At 29.9% G+C, this 16402-nt stretch carries 19 protein-coding genes; 9 read left to right on the forward strand and 10 right to left on the reverse strand.

The window, feature by feature from the left end; genetic code table 11:
- Window positions 1-71: 71 nt before the first annotated feature.
- Together NAMH_RS08790 and rsmA are read right to left on the reverse strand one after the other, a co-directional pair.
- A complete protein-coding gene (locus NAMH_RS08790; protein WP_015902802.1) occupies window positions 72-1901 on the reverse strand; it encodes a ribonuclease J in 1830 nt (609 codons plus the stop codon).
- Window positions 1902-1921: 20 nt separating this feature from the next.
- The gene (gene rsmA, locus NAMH_RS08795; protein WP_041361685.1) at window positions 1922-2656 is read right to left on the reverse strand and encodes a 16S rRNA (adenine(1518)-N(6)/adenine(1519)-N(6))-dimethyltransferase RsmA; all 735 of its coding nucleotides are present in this window, start codon (window positions 2654-2656) and stop codon (window positions 1922-1924) included.
- A gap of 101 nt (window positions 2657-2757) precedes the next feature.
- Between rsmA and hisF the strand changes: the two genes are divergently transcribed.
- From hisF to NAMH_RS08820, 5 genes are read left to right on the forward strand one after another with little or no spacing between them, the layout of a single operon-like run.
- Complete coding sequence (hisF, locus tag NAMH_RS08800) at window positions 2758-3522, forward strand: imidazole glycerol phosphate synthase subunit HisF (RefSeq protein ID WP_015902273.1); 765 nt, start codon at window positions 2758-2760, stop codon at window positions 3520-3522.
- A gap of 17 nt (window positions 3523-3539) precedes the next feature.
- Complete coding sequence (locus NAMH_RS08805; protein ID WP_012663588.1) at window positions 3540-3971, forward strand: hypothetical protein; 432 nt, start codon at window positions 3540-3542, stop codon at window positions 3969-3971.
- Between the two features lie 25 nt (window positions 3972-3996).
- Window positions 3997-4557 carry a phosphorylase family protein gene (locus tag NAMH_RS08810; RefSeq protein WP_012663952.1) on the forward strand — a complete coding sequence of 187 codons (561 nt, stop codon included), beginning with the start codon at window positions 3997-3999 and terminating at the stop codon, window positions 4555-4557.
- Entirely contained in the window at window positions 4550-5614 is a 1065-nt protein-coding gene (rlmN, locus tag NAMH_RS08815) for a dual-specificity RNA methyltransferase RlmN (protein ID WP_015902824.1), read from the forward strand. Before NAMH_RS08810 ends, rlmN begins: the two co-directional genes overlap by 8 nt.
- A 9-nt stretch (window positions 5615-5623) precedes the next feature.
- A complete protein-coding gene (locus NAMH_RS08820; RefSeq protein ID WP_015902277.1) occupies window positions 5624-5959 on the forward strand; it encodes a putative Se/S carrier-like protein in 336 nt (111 codons plus the stop codon).
- Here the strand turns inward: NAMH_RS08820 and NAMH_RS08825 are convergent.
- The 5 genes from NAMH_RS08825 to NAMH_RS08845 form a co-directional block, all read right to left on the reverse strand.
- A complete protein-coding gene (locus NAMH_RS08825; RefSeq protein ID WP_015901738.1) occupies window positions 5956-6768 on the reverse strand; it encodes a hypothetical protein in 813 nt (270 codons plus the stop codon). The genes NAMH_RS08820 and NAMH_RS08825 overlap by 4 nt on opposite strands.
- Before the next feature lie 9 nt (window positions 6769-6777).
- Window positions 6778-7194, reverse strand: a complete 417-nt coding sequence (locus NAMH_RS08830; RefSeq protein ID WP_015902280.1) for a MarR family winged helix-turn-helix transcriptional regulator — start codon at window positions 7192-7194, stop codon at window positions 6778-6780.
- Window positions 7195-7304: 110 nt separating this feature from the next.
- Window positions 7305-7823 (reverse strand): thiol peroxidase, encoded by a 519-nt coding sequence (gene tpx / locus NAMH_RS08835; protein WP_015902610.1) that lies wholly within the window; start codon window positions 7821-7823, stop codon window positions 7305-7307.
- A gap of 83 nt (window positions 7824-7906) precedes the next feature.
- A complete protein-coding gene (gene dapF / locus NAMH_RS08840) occupies window positions 7907-8635 on the reverse strand; it encodes a diaminopimelate epimerase (protein ID WP_015902648.1) in 729 nt (242 codons plus the stop codon).
- Complete coding sequence (locus tag NAMH_RS08845; RefSeq protein WP_015901916.1) at window positions 8616-10676, reverse strand: EAL domain-containing protein; 2061 nt, start codon at window positions 10674-10676, stop codon at window positions 8616-8618. The genes dapF and NAMH_RS08845 overlap by 20 nt, the downstream gene beginning before the upstream one ends.
- 90 nt (window positions 10677-10766) lie before the next feature.
- On the opposite strand from NAMH_RS08845, the gene kdsA reads away from it, so the two are divergent.
- From kdsA to NAMH_RS09060, 4 genes are read left to right on the forward strand one after another with little or no spacing between them, the layout of a single operon-like run.
- Window positions 10767-11552, forward strand: coding sequence for a 3-deoxy-8-phosphooctulonate synthase (gene kdsA, locus NAMH_RS08850; RefSeq protein ID WP_015901887.1), 786 nt, complete (start codon window positions 10767-10769; stop codon window positions 11550-11552).
- Window positions 11553-11561: 9 nt separating this feature from the next.
- The gene (ribH, locus tag NAMH_RS08855) at window positions 11562-12026 is read left to right on the forward strand and encodes a 6,7-dimethyl-8-ribityllumazine synthase (protein WP_015902439.1); all 465 of its coding nucleotides are present in this window, start codon (window positions 11562-11564) and stop codon (window positions 12024-12026) included.
- On the forward strand, window positions 12026-12436 hold the full coding sequence (gene nusB / locus NAMH_RS08860) for a transcription antitermination factor NusB (protein WP_015902653.1): 411 nt from the start codon (window positions 12026-12028) through the stop codon (window positions 12434-12436). The genes ribH and nusB overlap by 1 nt, the downstream gene beginning before the upstream one ends.
- Window positions 12429-14780: an EAL domain-containing protein gene (locus NAMH_RS09060; RefSeq protein ID WP_015901985.1), complete on the forward strand. Its 2352-nt coding sequence runs from the start codon at window positions 12429-12431 to the stop codon at window positions 14778-14780. The genes nusB and NAMH_RS09060 overlap by 8 nt, the downstream gene beginning before the upstream one ends.
- A gap of 15 nt (window positions 14781-14795) precedes the next feature.
- Here the strand turns inward: NAMH_RS09060 and NAMH_RS08870 are convergent, their stop codons facing one another.
- Genes NAMH_RS08870 through ruvC form a run of 3 tightly spaced genes read right to left on the reverse strand, consistent with a single transcriptional unit; the run spans window position 14796 to window position 16344 of the window.
- Window positions 14796-15266, reverse strand: a complete 471-nt coding sequence (locus NAMH_RS08870; RefSeq protein WP_012663863.1) for a type II toxin-antitoxin system CcdA family antitoxin — start codon at window positions 15264-15266, stop codon at window positions 14796-14798.
- A gap of 35 nt (window positions 15267-15301) precedes the next feature.
- A complete protein-coding gene (locus NAMH_RS08875) occupies window positions 15302-15886 on the reverse strand; it encodes a trimeric intracellular cation channel family protein (RefSeq protein ID WP_015902078.1) in 585 nt (194 codons plus the stop codon).
- Window positions 15880-16344: a crossover junction endodeoxyribonuclease RuvC gene (ruvC, locus tag NAMH_RS08880; protein WP_015902425.1), complete on the reverse strand. Its 465-nt coding sequence runs from the start codon at window positions 16342-16344 to the stop codon at window positions 15880-15882. The genes NAMH_RS08875 and ruvC overlap by 7 nt, the downstream gene beginning before the upstream one ends.
- Window positions 16345-16402: the final 58 nt, after the last annotated feature.

Raw genomic sequence — 16402 nt, forward strand, 5'->3', positions numbered from 1 at the left:
GCCTCCTTAAAACTTATATATTTATTAATATTATAGCAAATTTTTAAGGAAAAGTTAAGAAAAGGGAGAGTTTACATAAAGTAAACAATCGGAACTATAGTAGGGTATTTTTTTGTTTTTCTAAATACGTGTTTTCTGATTACGTTTCTGAGTTCATTTTCAAAAATTCTTGTTTTTTCGTATACGTAATCTTTTGCATGATCGATGTAGTTTACTAAAATATCCTCCATCTCTTTTGCAAAGTTTTTGTCTTCTTTGTCCGCAATAATTCCGTATGTAGTTACGCGAGGACGTGAAAGAAGTTTTTTCTTCTGTTTATCCACCTGCGCAACTATCATTATAATACCTTCGTTTGCGAGTTTTTGTCTGTCAAGTACTATATCCGTTTCGATTTTTTCATTGATTTGATTATCGATATAGATTTTACCTACTTTTACTGATTTAACTTTTCTGACTCTCTTAGGTGTAATTTCCCACTGCTCACCATCTTCCATAACAAATATATTATTTTCGCTCATCCCTATGCTCATTGCAGTTTCTCTATGTTTCATAAGGTGATTATACTCACCGTGCACAGGGAAGAAATATTTAGGTTTTACAAGTCTTAGCATCAGTTTTTGTTCTTCCTGAGCCGCGTGACCTGAAACGTGAATTTCACTGAAATCCTGATACGCAACTTTTGCGCCTTTTTTCATTAAGAAGTTAATAAGCTGTGATACAGTCGGTTCATTCCCCGGAATGGCTTTAGCCGAAATGATAATCTGATCGCCCTCTTTAATTTTTACGTGTCTGTGCTCATCAATAGCCATTCTGTAAAGAGCACTCATGCTCTCACCCTGGCTTCCCGTTGTAACGATTAAAATTTCGCTGTCTTCATATTTTCCAATTTCGTACGGGTCTATGAATATATCGCGAGGAAGTTTGATATACCCGAGATCCATCGCTACATTTAGGTTTTGTTCCATACTTCTACCGATAATACAAACTTTTCTTCCGTATTTGATACCTGTTGCAATTGCTTGATACACCCTGTGAATGTTTGAAGAGAACGTCGACATTATTACTCTTCCTTTTGTTCTTAAAAACAGATCGTCAAACGTTTTCCCTACAACACTTTCACTTGGGGTAACTCCCGGTTTATACGAGTTTGTTGAATCACTGAAAAGCGCTAAAACACCTTTTTCTCCGTAATATGCAAATCTATGTAAATCAGGTGCGTATCCGTCAATAGGTGTGTGGTCAATCTTGAAATCACCCGTATGGATTATAGTTCCCACAGGTGTCTGAATTGCAAGCGACGAGCTGTCGATAATTGAGTGAGTCATATGAATCCACTCTATTTTAAAATCTCCTATTTGAATAGGATGGCGTTTTTTAACACTTCTGAAATAACTTTTGTATTGTAATAATTTATGCTCTTTAAATTTATTTTCTATCATTGCAAGAGGTAAACTCGTACCGTAGATTGGAAACTGCATCTCTTTAAAGAGATACGGCACCGCCCCGATATGGTCCTCATGTCCGTGCGTAATAATAAGACCTTTAATTTTATGTCGGATTTCTCTTAGATAACTAAAATCAGGTATTAATATATCAACCCCGTGCATATCTTCATTAGGGAAGCTCATCCCGCAGTCGATAATAATTGCACTGTTTTCCGTTTCAAGTACAGCACAGTTTCCACCGATTTCATCAAGTCCCCCAAGAGGTGTAAATCTAACCCACCCTTTTGCATTATTATCAATTTTTGTATGTGAATTAAGTCTTGCTTGTTGTATTTTCTCATTTTCATTAAATGCTTTATTTAAATCTTTAAACCATACAAAATTTTTAGGATCTACTTTTTTTTGTTGTACAGGTTTTTTTGATTTAACAACGGCTTTTTGATTTTTTTCTTCCATATAATCTCCTTTCTTTAAGCCTAGCGCACATTAGAAAAGAGCTGGAAAAAAGTAGAGCCGTCAATTTGATGAGGTCTTATATTTTTGGCAAGTCCAAAATCCTCAGGATTAAAATTTTTGTATTTTGCGGATAAGTTTTTTTTAAGTGTTTTTCTTGGATTAGCAAAAGCGACTTTTAAAAATTTTGCAAACTCCTCATCAAAAGAGTTTTCAAATTTTTCAAAAAGTATTACACTGCTTGTTACCTTAGGAGCCGGAACAAATGCTCCCGGCGGTATATCAAACAGTTTTTTCACTTTAGCTACACTTTGCGCAAGTATTGCTAAAGATGAATAATTTTTATCCCCCGCTTTTGCAGAAAATTTATCCGCAACTTCCTTTTGAATTAAAACAAGTATGTTTTTTGCATTTTTATCTTTTAATGCTTTTAAAATAATGTTCGTTGCAATATAATAAGGTAAATTTGCAATCAAATCATACTTTTCATTTTCCAGAGTTTCTTGCCAAAACTCTAATACATCACCACATTTTAAATTTAGATTTGGAAATTTTTTTTTCAAAATTTCACATAAATCTTTATCAATTTCATAAGCTGTTACTCTTCTTTTTTCCAGCAGCTTTTCCGTTAAATCGCCTAAGCCAGGCCCAATCTCAATTACCATATTATCGGTCTTGGGCATCGCTTGGACGATTTTTTCTAAATAATGTTTATCTTTTAAAAAATTTTGTCCAAATTTTTTCTTTGCCTTGATTATATCATATCCTTTTACTAAATGTAAATAGTTTGATAAAATTATAACAAAAAACAGATAAGAAGATATACTACATATAAATGTATAAAAAACAAAGGACCTGTATGGAATATTTTGCTAAACGTATTATTCCTTGTCTTGATGTAAAAGACGGAAGAGTTGTTAAGGGTGTGAATTTCGTAGGTTTGCGCGATGCTGGAGACCCTGTTGAAGCTGCTATAAGATACAATGAAGAAGGAGCAGATGAGCTTACTTTTTTAGATATTACAGCCAGCCATGAAGGAAGAAAACCGATTGTTGATATTGTTAAAGAAGTAGCCAAAGAAGTTTTTATACCTTTAACAGTCGGGGGTGGTATCAGTGAACTGAGTGATATTTACGATTTATTAAATGTGGGCTGTGATAAAGTTTCAATAAATTCAGCCGCAGTTAAAAATCCTGATTTTATTAACAAATCAAGTAAAAGATTTGGTAGTCAGTGTATAGTTGTTGCAATTGATGTTAAAAAGATTGCCCCAAATAAATGGCATGTGTTTATAAAAGGAGGAAGAGAGGATACAGGTCTTGATGCGATTGAATGGGCAAAAGAAGTTGTCGACAGAGGTGCAGGAGAAATATTGTTAACATCAATGGATACAGACGGTACAAAAGCCGGTTTTGATATTGAAATAACTGAAATTATTTCAAAACTTGTGCATGTACCAGTAATAGCGAGTGGAGGCGCTGGTAAAATGGAACACTTTAAAGAAGTGTTTGAACATTCTGCCGATGCAGCACTTGCTGCAAGTATTTTTCACTTTAAAGAAATAGATATAATGGATTTAAAACAGTATCTTCATAAGAATAATATCAGTGTAAGAATAAATTGAAACAGGAGAATTAAAAATTGAGAAGTTTTTTATTAATATTATCTTTTATATATCTTAATGCATTTGAAGTTGAATATACTAAAGTTTATACTCAATATGTTGTTCCAAAAAATGAAGCAATAAAAATCATTACCAAAAAAGAAGGATTAACATTTCCTTTTCCTTTTATCAAAACAAAAGACGGATATATTCTTTACGGCAATATTGACCAAATAAACATGTGGCTTGATAATGAATTTTATGCCCCGGATGATGCAAAATTTCAAACTGTTAAATATACCAAAGTAGATTTTGATAAAATCCAATATCGTATAATAAACAAAACAAAACATATTTATAAATCATGTAAGATAAAAAAGATTATTTTTTTAACACCTGATGAGGATAAAATAATTACCAAACCTACAAACATTACTTTAAAATATAAAATAGAATTAAACTGTAAATGATTCACGTGAAACAAAAAAGGTTACAATGAAAAATATAAAAATAATATCTGCAGGGAAAACAGAATTATTTGATTTTGCAGAACCTATAGGAATTGGATTAATTAATTCGGCAATAAATTTAACAAGAATATGTTTATTTGACAAACCAGATTATTTAATTTTTATTGGAACTGCAGGAAGTTATGGAAAAAAAAATATATTTGACATTGTTGAAACAACTAGTGCATCTAATATCGAACAATGCTTTGTTGAAAAAAACTGCTATACGCCATTAGATAACATCATAAGTTTTTCAAATGATGTTTCCCGTGAAACAATAGTAAATTCTTCAAACTATATTACAACAAATGCAGAAGTGGCGAAAAAATATTTAAAACTAAACATTGATATTGAAAATATGGAGTTTTACAGTGTTATGAGCGTGGCTAAAGAATTTGAAATACCAACTCTTGGAATTTTTGTAGTTACGAATTACTGCAATAATAACGCACATGAAGATTACATAACAAATATATCAAAAGCAAAAGATCTTTTAATACAAAGATTGATAGATAAAAGAATAATAATAAAGGAAAAAAATGGATAAAAAAATCTTTATGGATTATCTTCCGGAAGAATTGATGGAGTTTGGTATCCAGCCGAAATTCAGAACAAAGCAGCTGTATCAATGGGTATACAGAAAGTACGTAGATGATTTTGAAGAGATGAAAAACATACCAAAAGATCTAAAAGCAAAATTAAAAAAAGAATTTATAATTAATCCATTAGAACTCATAAACCATGAAATAGCAACAGACGGAACTGAAAAATTTTTATTTAAAATGCACGATAACCATACGGTTGAGACAGTACTTATTAAAATGAAAGATGAAGAGATTAAAGATGGTAAAATTAAAGAAGCCAAATATACAGTTTGTGTTTCTACACAGGTTGGCTGTAAAGTGGGATGTGCTTTTTGTCTGACAGCAAAAGGGGGATTTGTAAGAAATCTAAGTGCCGGAGAGATTGTAGCACAGGTGTGGTGGATGAAAAAATTTAAGAACTTTGATGAAAACAAAGCATTAAATGTAGTATATATGGGAATGGGTGAACCACTTGATAATTACGATGCGTTAGTTAAAGCTATTAAAATTCTCGCAAATCCAGACGGTATGAATATATCCCCAAGAAGACAGACCGTATCCACTTCAGGAATTGCACCAAAAATTAAAAGATTAGGAAATGAAAACTTAGGTGTAAATTTAGCTATTTCATTACATGCGGTGGATGATGAATTAAGAGAGCAGTTGATTCCTCTGAACAAAGCATACAACATCGAAAGTGTAATAGATGCAATCAGAGAATTTCCAATTGATAAAAGAAAAAAAGTAATGTTTGAATATCTTGTAATAAAAGACGTTAACGACGATATAGAATCTGCAAAAAAACTCGTAAAACTGTTAAACGGGATTCCAAGTAAAGTTAACTTAATATATTTCAACCCATATCCGGGAACAAATTTCAAAAGACCGGATGATGCAACTATGAAAAAGTTTCAGGATTATCTGATCAACAAAGGGATAATGTGTACAATCAGAAAAAGTAAAGGCATGGATATTTCAGCAGCATGCGGGCAGTTAAGAGAAAAAGAAATCAATAAGTAAGGAAATAAAATGGCGGAAATTAAATATTTACCAGCGGGAATAAGACTACATTTAAAAGAAATAATTTACAAATTTACAGATGATTTAAGCACTTATTATTATTTTCATTTTGAAGATATACCGACTGGACTTAAAGCGGAAAAAATTTTAAAACAATATAATATAAAATCAATACCTACTCCTGATGAGATATTTGAAGACTGTGGAGTATCTATTCTTACAAAAGAAAAAGAAAAAATAAAAGAGATACTGAAAAAAGAAAATATTGATTTTGAAATCTGGATTTATGAAAACGGTTTTAAAAAAATAGAAGGAAATATTGAAAATAAATCTTGTAAGATTTAATTATAAAACTTTATATAAGCCCTGTTTTTTAATTTATTAAAATAGTCTTTCAAAATCATTTCCCTCTTCTGAGCAGCCAATTTATTCGCTATTGCATTTTTTACCTTTTCAAAAGGTATATAAACACTTCCGTCTTTTCTCGCCACATAATACATACTGTAAGCCAAACCGTCATTAATTATTGGCGTAAATTCCCCTACTTTCGTCTGTTTAAATAAAAATAACAGTCCCAAAGGAAGCTCGTTATAACTGTAAACTTTAGTTTCAGTTTTTACATTAGCATTTGCTAATGGATTCTTTTTAATCTCATTTAAACTTTTTTTATTATTTGCTGTATATTTTGTTACTTGAACAGTAGAAAAGATTTTGAACTGATCTTTATTATTTTCATAAAAATTTTTCAGCTCATCTTGTGATATTTTAAGTTTCGTTTGCACAATCTGATTAAATAATTTTTCTTTTAATAAATCATCCTTTATTTTATTTCTCAATTGTTGATATTGCCCTTTTTGCATTAAAATATTTTTAAATTCGAAAAGGCTTAAACCGTTTTGTTTAGCAATTTTTTCCATTGCGTTTTCAATTTCAAAATCATCTACGTCAATACCTCTTTTTTGAATTTCACTTTGAATCAATTTCTGATCTAAAAGATATTGAAGAGCTTTATCTTTAGAAATTTTAAGACTTGAAGCAAGTTTATCAACTTCATATGATGTTATTGGAATATTGTTAACTGTTGCGATTATTTTATCAATTACTTCAGAATGTAATGATATAATTAAACTTAAAACAAATAATATTTTTTTCATTTAAAACCTTTAAAATATTTCTCTTATTTTTTTTAATGTTTCCAACATATGTTTTATATCTTCTTCACCTACTTTTTCCATTATCATTTTATGGTATTTTAGAGCAATTTCATCTGCTTTTTGAAGCATATCTTTTCCGTTTTTGGTTAATTTAATATAAAAAGATCTATTATTTATATTTTCTTTTTTTATCAATTTTTTGCTGCCAAGCGATTTTATAATTCTTGTTATAGTAGCTTTATCTCTATTTAAAAGTTCGGAAATTTGTGTAGGAGTGAGTTTTTTTGCTTCAGAAACCAACTTTAAAACTCCATATTGTTCAGAACTTAAATCGAAATTCTTAATTTCTCTATTGAAATTTTTCCTAAGCAAATTTAAAGTAGTAGTTAATGCATAACCTACTGATGTTTCTTTATTATATTGCATGAAAATCCTTTCAATTGATTATGCAATTATTGCAAGTGTAATAAATTAAGTCAAGTAAATAAATTAAGTTTAAAAAAGTAGATTGATAATGAAAAGGAGAGAGGAAAAAATTATTTAGCTGCCGCTTCTTTTAAAGCAGCAAGTGCAGCTTCATAATCAGGCTCAGCAGTAATTTCTTCTACCAATTCTTTGTAAACAACTTTTCCGTCTTTTCCAATTACAAAAATTGCTCTCGCACTTAGTCCTCTAAGCGGTCCTTCTGCAATTAAAGTTCCGTATGCAGCTGAGAAACATTTATCTCTGAAGTCACTAAGTACCTGTAGGTTTTCAATTCCTTCAGTTGAACAGAATCTTTTTGCTGCAAACGGTAAATCCATAGATACCACATATACAGTAGCACCTTCTACGTTAGCAGCCTGATTGTTGAATTTTGTTGTCTCCATTGCACATACAGGTGTATCAAGACTTGGTACTGCAACAATAAGCTGAGCTTTATCCTGAGCTCCACCAATAGTTACTTCTTCTAAACCGCTGTTTGGTAATGTTACAACAGGTGCACTGTCACCTACGTTTACTTGATTTCCGTATAACGCTACGTCGTTACCTTTTAATTTTGTTAATGTTGGCATAATTAATCCTTTTTTTATTGAAGTATAACAGAAAAGAAAGAAATAAAAAAGAGTATTTTTATCTTTTATTAAAATATGTTACTTTATGTAACGTTAAATGTAGTGATAAAAGTGTTTTTTACTTTACCTTTGAAATAAAGTCTGTTGTTTTTAAGTTTTATATGAAGTTCTTCGCCGCTTTTAGGGTAAACTGTTACTTCATTACCCACTAATCCCTGTTCACGCGCAAAAAGAAAACTCGCACACATTCCGGTACCGCAGGCAAGTGTCTCATCCTCAACACCTCTTTCATATGTACGTACGTATAAATTACCGTCTTTTACTTCGGCAACGTTTACGTTTGCATTATGTTCATATCTTAGTTTTCTGGCTTCTTCGATATTAAAACTATTAATATCATCAATTTTCACTAAATGTGGAACTCCGGTATCAAACAGTTTCCATTCCCCTACTTCTTTGATTATTTTATGTTCGGTTAACTGCGACTCAACAATATCACCGTCAACCTCAGCTTCAATAACTCCTGCAATTGTCAAAAATTGCATTTTTTTTGGAGCCAATTCGTTAACATATGCATAATGAGCGGCCGCCCTGCTCCCGTTACCACACATTTCTGCTTCACTTCCGTCAGCATTGTAAAACTGCCATTCAAAATCATATTGTTCATGAGGAAGTATAACGATAAGTCCGTCAGCACCTACTCCGTTTTGTCTGTCACATAAAATCTTAGCTATTTCGCTCCTGTCTTTTTTCAAAAATGCGTGAAATATAACAAAATCATTTCCACTCGCACTATATTTGCTCACTACCATAAATAACCTTTAAATACTTTTCTTCAAAATGATTTTTATCAATAGGCATAGAATAATATTCGCCTTGAATAAAGTCACAGCCTTTATCTATTACAAACTGTCTTTGAATTTTAGTTTTGACACCTTCAGCCACAACTTTTAAATCCAAGTTTTTCCCTAAATTAATAATTGCTTTCGTAATTATAACATCATCCCTATTATAAGGGATATCGGAAATGAAACTTTGATCGATTTTGATTTTATCTATTGGTAATTTTTTTAAATAAGCTAAAGAAGAATAACCAGTTCCAAAATCATCAACACTTATACTGATACCTAACTCTTTTATTAAGTTTAACATTTTTATTGAAATTTGAGGATTTTTCATAATACTTTCTTCTGTAATTTCAAGATTCAAAATACCTGGATTAATTTTATATTTATTTATAATTTCTTTAATTTCAGAAAAAAAATCGTTCTTCTGAAGCTGACACATTGTTACATTCCATGAAAGAACACCGGGATTGTAACCTTTTTCATACCAATGTTTATACGTTTTAACAGCCTCTTCAAACACATATAAATCTATTTTGTCAATTAATCCTAATTCAATAGCATAAGGTATAAATTTTTCAGGGTATAAAAATCCTTTATCAGGGTGATTCCAACGTACTAATACTTCACTGCCATATAAATATTCAAATTTATCAAACTGGGGCTGAAAATAAATCTCAAACTCTTTATTTTTAAGACCCTGCATAATTTCTTGTTTTAAAGAAAGATAATCTTCAGCTTTTTTATTATAATCAATATTATAAAAATTAAACCTATCTTTTCCGTCGTTTTTGGACTGATACATTGCTATGTCGGCATAAATAATAAGTTTGTCCAAATCTTCCCCATTATCAGGATAAATACTTATTCCTATACTACCGGTTACATAGTATTTCTTACTGTTTATTTCAATTTCTTTTTTAATTTCTTCTAAAATTCTTTGGGTATAGATAATTACATCTTCAATGCTATGGATATCTTTTAATAAAACTAAAAATTCATCTCCACCAAACCTTGAAACTACATCTGTTTTTCGTACACTTTTTTTAAGTCTTTCTGCCAATATTTTTAAAACTTTATCACCTACTTTATGCCCATCAGTATCATTAATTTGTTTAAAATAGTCTATATCAATAAACAAAACCGCAAATTTTTTATTATTTCTTATAGAATCATAATAAGCATCTTTTAATTTCTGCATAAAACATTCTCTGTTACAAAGACCTGTAAGGGCATCGAAATTAGCCCTTATAAACAGTTTATGTTTTTCCGATTGAATAGTTTTATCGTATACTCTAAAAAGTTTGTTTACTATTATAGAAAGTAAGTACATAATAAACATAGTTATTATCATAGATATAAAAGAGACTAAGAGAATTATTTTAATAACATCATTTAAAAGTTCTTTTTGTTTCTGTTTTTTTGCTATTAAATTCTTATCAAGATAATTCAAATATATTCCGGTTCCTATAACTAAGTCTAAAGGTTTATAATATTTTACATATGATATTTTTTCCATAGATTTTTTATTGGGAAAATAAGCCGCATATTTAACAAAAGTCCCTTCAGGATGTTTTAAAGCCGCATTTATTATCATTTGAACGATTTTTTGGCCATTTCTTTCAATATTCCATCTATTTTGACCTATAAAAGCATGATTTATATGATAAATCGTATTTCCTTTAGAATCAAATATAAATATATACCCGTTATCCGGCCATCTGAATTTATCCATTACATTTCTTATAAGTAAAACAGTATTATTTTTATCTAAAGTATGATTTTTATATAACGCATCAATTACATTAAACGTTAAATCAATTCTTTGTTTAGTTGTATATTTTAAGTTTTTAAAAAATTCTTCTTCAGTCTGTTTAAGTTCTTTCTCGAAAGTATGTTTTATCGTATAAATTGTTCCGATGCTAATTAATATAATAGAAATTAAAACCGAAATTACCGGTAAGGCTATTATTAGCTTCGGTATAAGTTTCGATTTGTTTTTATGCATTTTTCCAATCTTTCTTTTTCAAGTATTATAGCATTAAATGTTAAATTAAAAATATCTGATATAATTTTAATAAAAATCAAAAGGTTAAAAATGATATTGATTGCCGGGCCATGTGTTATCGAAAGCAGGGAACAGATTTTCAAAATTGCAGAATATTTAAAACCGTACAATGAAAAATACGATTTTTATTTCAAAGCAAGTTACGACAAAGCAAACAGAACATCATTAAACAGTTACAGAGGCCCTGGGATTGATAAAGGTTTGGAAATATTAAATGAAGTAAAAGAAAAATTCGGTTACAAACTTTTAACAGACGTACATGAAACATGGCAAGTTAAAAAAGCCGCTGAGGTAGTAGACGTACTTCAGATTCCGGCATTTTTGTGCAGACAGACTGATCTTTTGGTGGAAGCTGCAAAAACAGATAAAGTAGTAAATATTAAAAAAGGGCAGTTTATGAATCCTGCCGATATGAAATATTCGGTTCTTAAAGTGTTACAAACAAGAGGATGTAACGAAGCAACTTACGAAAACTCCCTAAAACACAAAGTGTGGCTTACTGAAAGAGGTACGACGTTCGGATACGGAAACCTTGTAGTAGATATGAGAAGTCTTTATATAATGAGAGAATATGCTCCTGTAATTTTCGACGCAACACATGCGGTTCAGATGCCTGGCGGAGCAGGAGGCAAAAGCAGTGGAAAAAGAGAATACGTACCTGTTTTAAGCCGTGCGGCTGCTGCTGTAGGTATAGACGGATTTTTCTTTGAAACACACTATAATCCGGATGAAGCATTAAGTGACGGTCCTAATATGATAACTCCGGAAACTTTGGAAAAAACGCTTAAAGAAATAGATTGTATAAATAAATGCTAAGGAGAACTAATGAAAACGATAGAAGGTAATTTACAATTAAAAGGAAATGAAAAAATAGCTATTATTGCAAGCAGATTTAATCACTTAATTACAGATAGATTGGTAGAAGGTGCAAAAGATGCATTTTTAAGAAACGGTGGTAAAGAAGAAAATATTGAGCTTATTTTGGTTCCTGGAGCATTTGAACTTCCTTTCGGGCTAAAAAGAGCTATAAAAACAGGCAAATATGACGGGATTGTTTGTGTCGGAGCGGTGATTAGAGGAGCTACACCTCATTTTGATTATGTAGCTGCTGAAGCCACAAAAGGTATAGCAAATACCACTCTTCAGGCTGATATTCCGGTTACATTCGGCCTTTTGACTACTGATACTATAGAGCAAGCAATTGAAAGAGCCGGAACAAAAGCCGGAAACAAAGGTTTCGAGGCAATGCTCGGTTTAATAGAAATGATTAATTTATATAAGGAACTTTAATGGCTACTATAACACACGCAAGAGAAGCGGTAATTCAAACCCTTTATGCACAAGAAATGGGAAATGATCAGGCAATTGAACAGTTTGATGAAATATTAAAAGATAAAAAAGTCAAAGGTTCAAAAGCTGAATTTGCAAAAAAACTTTTAAAAGGCGTATCAGAACATATTGACAAAATTGACGAAATAATAAAAAATCATCTTATTGACTGGGATTTCGAAAGGCTTGATAAAGTTGACAAACAAATCTTAAGAGTGGGTATTTATGAAATACTGTATACTGACACTCCTTATCAAATTGTTATAGATGAAGCAGTAAAAATTGCTAAAAATTTCTCCGAAGATAAAGCCAAAAGTTTTATAAACGGAATTCTTGATAGAGTTGCCAAGGAAAAAATGAGTAATGAGTAAAATTGAAAACCTAAAAGGGAAAATACTCAAACATAATACTTTTTCTATCTTTATAATTCTTACATTCATTACAATTTTTTCTTTCCTTATTACTTATATCATCATATATGAAAAATATCAAAGCGAAATTGATATGATAAAAAATAACTACATAGAAAATCAAAAAAACATGATGAAACATCAGGTTAATAATATTATTAACCTTATCGAAACATTAAGAACTGCTAAAACTCAAAACGTTAAAGATGAATTAAAAACAGTAAATATAACTTCCGCAAAAATTTTAGAACTTTCAGCAAAAAATAAATATTTTCCCATATTATCTCAATTAGATAATCAGCACGAATGTATGTCTTTTACACTTAGTGACTTAAATGCCAATTTGATATATACAAAAACATCCGATTATAATAAAACAAAAAGAATGAATTTAATAAAAAAACTATTAAAAGAAAATAAAAACAGCGATTATTTTATTCATAAAACACCAAAAGGCACTAAAATCACCTATCAACATATTTTTAACAATTTTTTACTTACAACTTTCACATATCAAGCTATTATTGATAAATTTGTAAAAAATAGAATTATTCAAGTAATTTACAATATCAGATTCGGGCCGAAAAACAACGGGTATATTTCAGTAGCTGAAATTCTAAATTACAAAGGCGGAAAAAATTTCGCCAAAGTTGTGGCTCTTCCGGTTAAACCTTCAATGGTAGGAAAACTATTAAGTGATGATAAAAAAGACGCAAAAGGTAAACTTTATAGAAAAGAATACCTTAAAATTGCAAATACGACCGGTGAAGGCTTTGTTAGTTATTGGTTTTACAAATATTCAGACAAGATTATAAGACCCAAAATTTCTTATGTAAAATTATATAAACCATGGAACTGGCTTATTTTTACAAGTGTTTTCATAGATGATATTGATAACGTTTTATCAAAAAAAGAAGCAATGTTTAAACAAGAAATAAAAAAACTTGTAATTTTTTATATTGCTCTTTATTTGGTTATTTTCTTAATTACGATTTTTATAGTTAGAAGAGAAAATGGGATTATAAAGTCCATTATAGATGAATTTGAACGTAAACTACAAGAAAAAAGCATTCTCCTTGAACATTTAAACAAAAACTTAATGAATGAAGTAATTAGAAAAACAGACGAACTTACTAAAAATATGTTTACCGACAATTTAACAAATCTACCAAATAGAGAAAAACTTATTAACGATTTTAAAGATAAGTATATTGCAATTATAAATATTGATGACTTCAAGGAAATAAACGACTTTTTCGGTGTTAATGAAGGTGATAAACTGATAAAAGAGTTTGGAGAGTTTTTAAACAGTATTGATAAAACATATAAACTTTCAGCAGATGAGTACGCAATAATTGATGATAAGCCAGCAAAATTAAAACACAAAGCAACAGAAATTATAAATAAATTAAAAAATAAAAAATTTAAAATCGGTAATGATGAAATTAAAATAAATATTACAGTAGGTATTGGTGAAACTCTCGCACAAGCGGACACAGCATTAAAATACGCCAAAAAAAGAAAGAAACAGATTATAGTTTACAATAAAAATCTTCCTATACTAAAAGAATTTGAAGAAAATTTAAAATGGAAAAAAATTATAAACGAAGCCATAGAAAATAATAATGTTATTCCTTATATTCAAGCAATAATAGACAATAAAACAAAAAAAATAAAAAAATATGAATGTTTAATGAGAATAAAACATGAAGGAAAAATATTTACACCATATTATTTTTTAGAAATAGCTAAAAAAACCCATCAATATGAAACATTGCAAAAAATAATAATAGAAAAATGTTTTAAGAAGTTTTCAAAACTTCCATATAATTTTTCAATAAATCTTTCATTAAGAGACTTAAAAAACGAACAATTTATAAAATACCTTATTAAGAAAATAGAAAAATATAACGTGGCAGAAAAATTAACTATAGAATTATTGGAAGATGAGGAAATGATTTCAGATAAAAAAATAAATGAGATCATTCATCAACTCTCAAAAATGGGAGTAAAAATCGCTATTGACGATTTTGGTAGCGGATATTCCAATTTTGTATATTTAATTAAAAACCTTCCAATTAATACAATTAAAATTGATGGAACACTCGTTAAAGATATTATCAATGATGAAAAATTAAAAAAGCTTCTTAAAAAGATTGTAGAAATCGCAAAAGAGTTTAATTTTGAAACAATTGCAGAGTTTGTTGAAAATGAGGAACTATATATAGAACTTCTTCATTTAGATGTGGATGCTTCACAAGGATATCACTTTTCTAAACCTTTTGATATAGAAGAGCTGAAATAGCTCTTCTCTTTTAATTTATTTTAAAATTTCCGGCTTAAACTCGTCTATTAATTTATTTTTGTCAATTTTCAATAAATCTTTTTCCACTAATCTATAAATTTTAGAACTATTTTTTAAATAAGATAAAACATCGTTTGCTATAGGTTTAGGAAGTGATAAAAACACTTTTTTTTCACCATACTGTTCTATTAACATATCTATATCTTCAGCTACTGCTTTTACAGCTTCTTTATATATTTCTGCTTTTAAATTATGATTTTCACCGCTGAAAGCCCTGTTTAAAAATCCTGGTTTATTAGCGCCTTCAATTCCTGTTACCAAATCCTGAACTTTTTTATGAGCCTGAACAATATCAATAGCAGTTATTAAATCAAGTTTTACCTCATTAGGTTTAAGCCCTGCTTCCGCTTCCGGAGTTCTTGGGTTAGCTTTATATGCTTTAATTTCTCCAAGAGTAGCAACAATTACTAAATCTCCTACTTTCATACCGTCTCCTTTTAATTTTGTATATTAATTATACATCAAAAAGTAGGTAATTTCCAATTTTTCTTATGCGCAATTATCCTTATTATCACTCCTATAATTAAAATTAATATAATCATTTGGTCAGAAATACCAAAAACATATAAAAAAACACTTACAAATATGCTTACACTCCCATAAAAGTTTTCTTTTAAAATAAACGGTATTTTATTTATTAAAATATCCCTTATCATACCACCGCCAACAGCGGTAATTAACGCTAAAAACACCACACCATAAATATTAAATCCTGAATTTATAGCAACAATACTTCCTGAAATTGAAAAAGAAACCAGTCCTATTGAATCACTTATTAAAAATAGGTCTTTATTTTCAAAATCATACTCGTGTAACTTAAAATATATTCCTACTATTAAAACGCCTAAGACAATGCTTCCAGGAATAATATCGGTAAATGAATATATATGTCTATCAGCCAAAACATCTCTTATTATACCGCCTCCAAGAGCCGTTAAAAAAGCACTGATGGTAATACCCAAAAGATCTAACCTGTTTCTTACCCCTACAATAAATCCACTTATAGCAAAAGCAATTATTCCTATAATATCAGTAATCTCTAACATTTGACCCTCTGCGAATGAGTTATTGCAACAGCAATGGCGTCTGTAATATCAAGAGGTTTTATATCTCCTTTAATTCCCAAAATACGCTTAACCATAAAAGCCACCTGCTCTTTTTTAGCCTTTCCGTTTCCAGTAACCGCCCTTTTAACCTGAAGAGGTGTATATTCGCTGAAATTACCATGTATCTGAAGTATTCTAAGAGAAAGAGCGCCTCTAAACTGCGCAAGTTTTAATACTGTTTTGGGATTATAGGCGAAAAAAATATCCTCAATCGCAACTTCATCTATTGAAGAATCATAAATCATATCGATACCTTCTATTAATTGTGAAAGCTGATACTGAAGCTCTTTTTCCGTAATTTTTATAAAACCAGCATCAATTAATGTAAGCTTCGGTTTTGTTTCAATTATTGCATAGCCACATTTAATTGTCCCAGGATCTATTCCGAGTATTTTCATTTATTCCTTTCACATCTATTTCAACAGTTATTCACTACTTATTCACTATGTGAACGAA

Source organism: Nautilia profundicola AmH, from assembly GCF_000021725.1.
Lineage (GTDB): Bacteria > Campylobacterota > Campylobacteria > Campylobacterales > Nautiliaceae > Nautilia > Nautilia profundicola.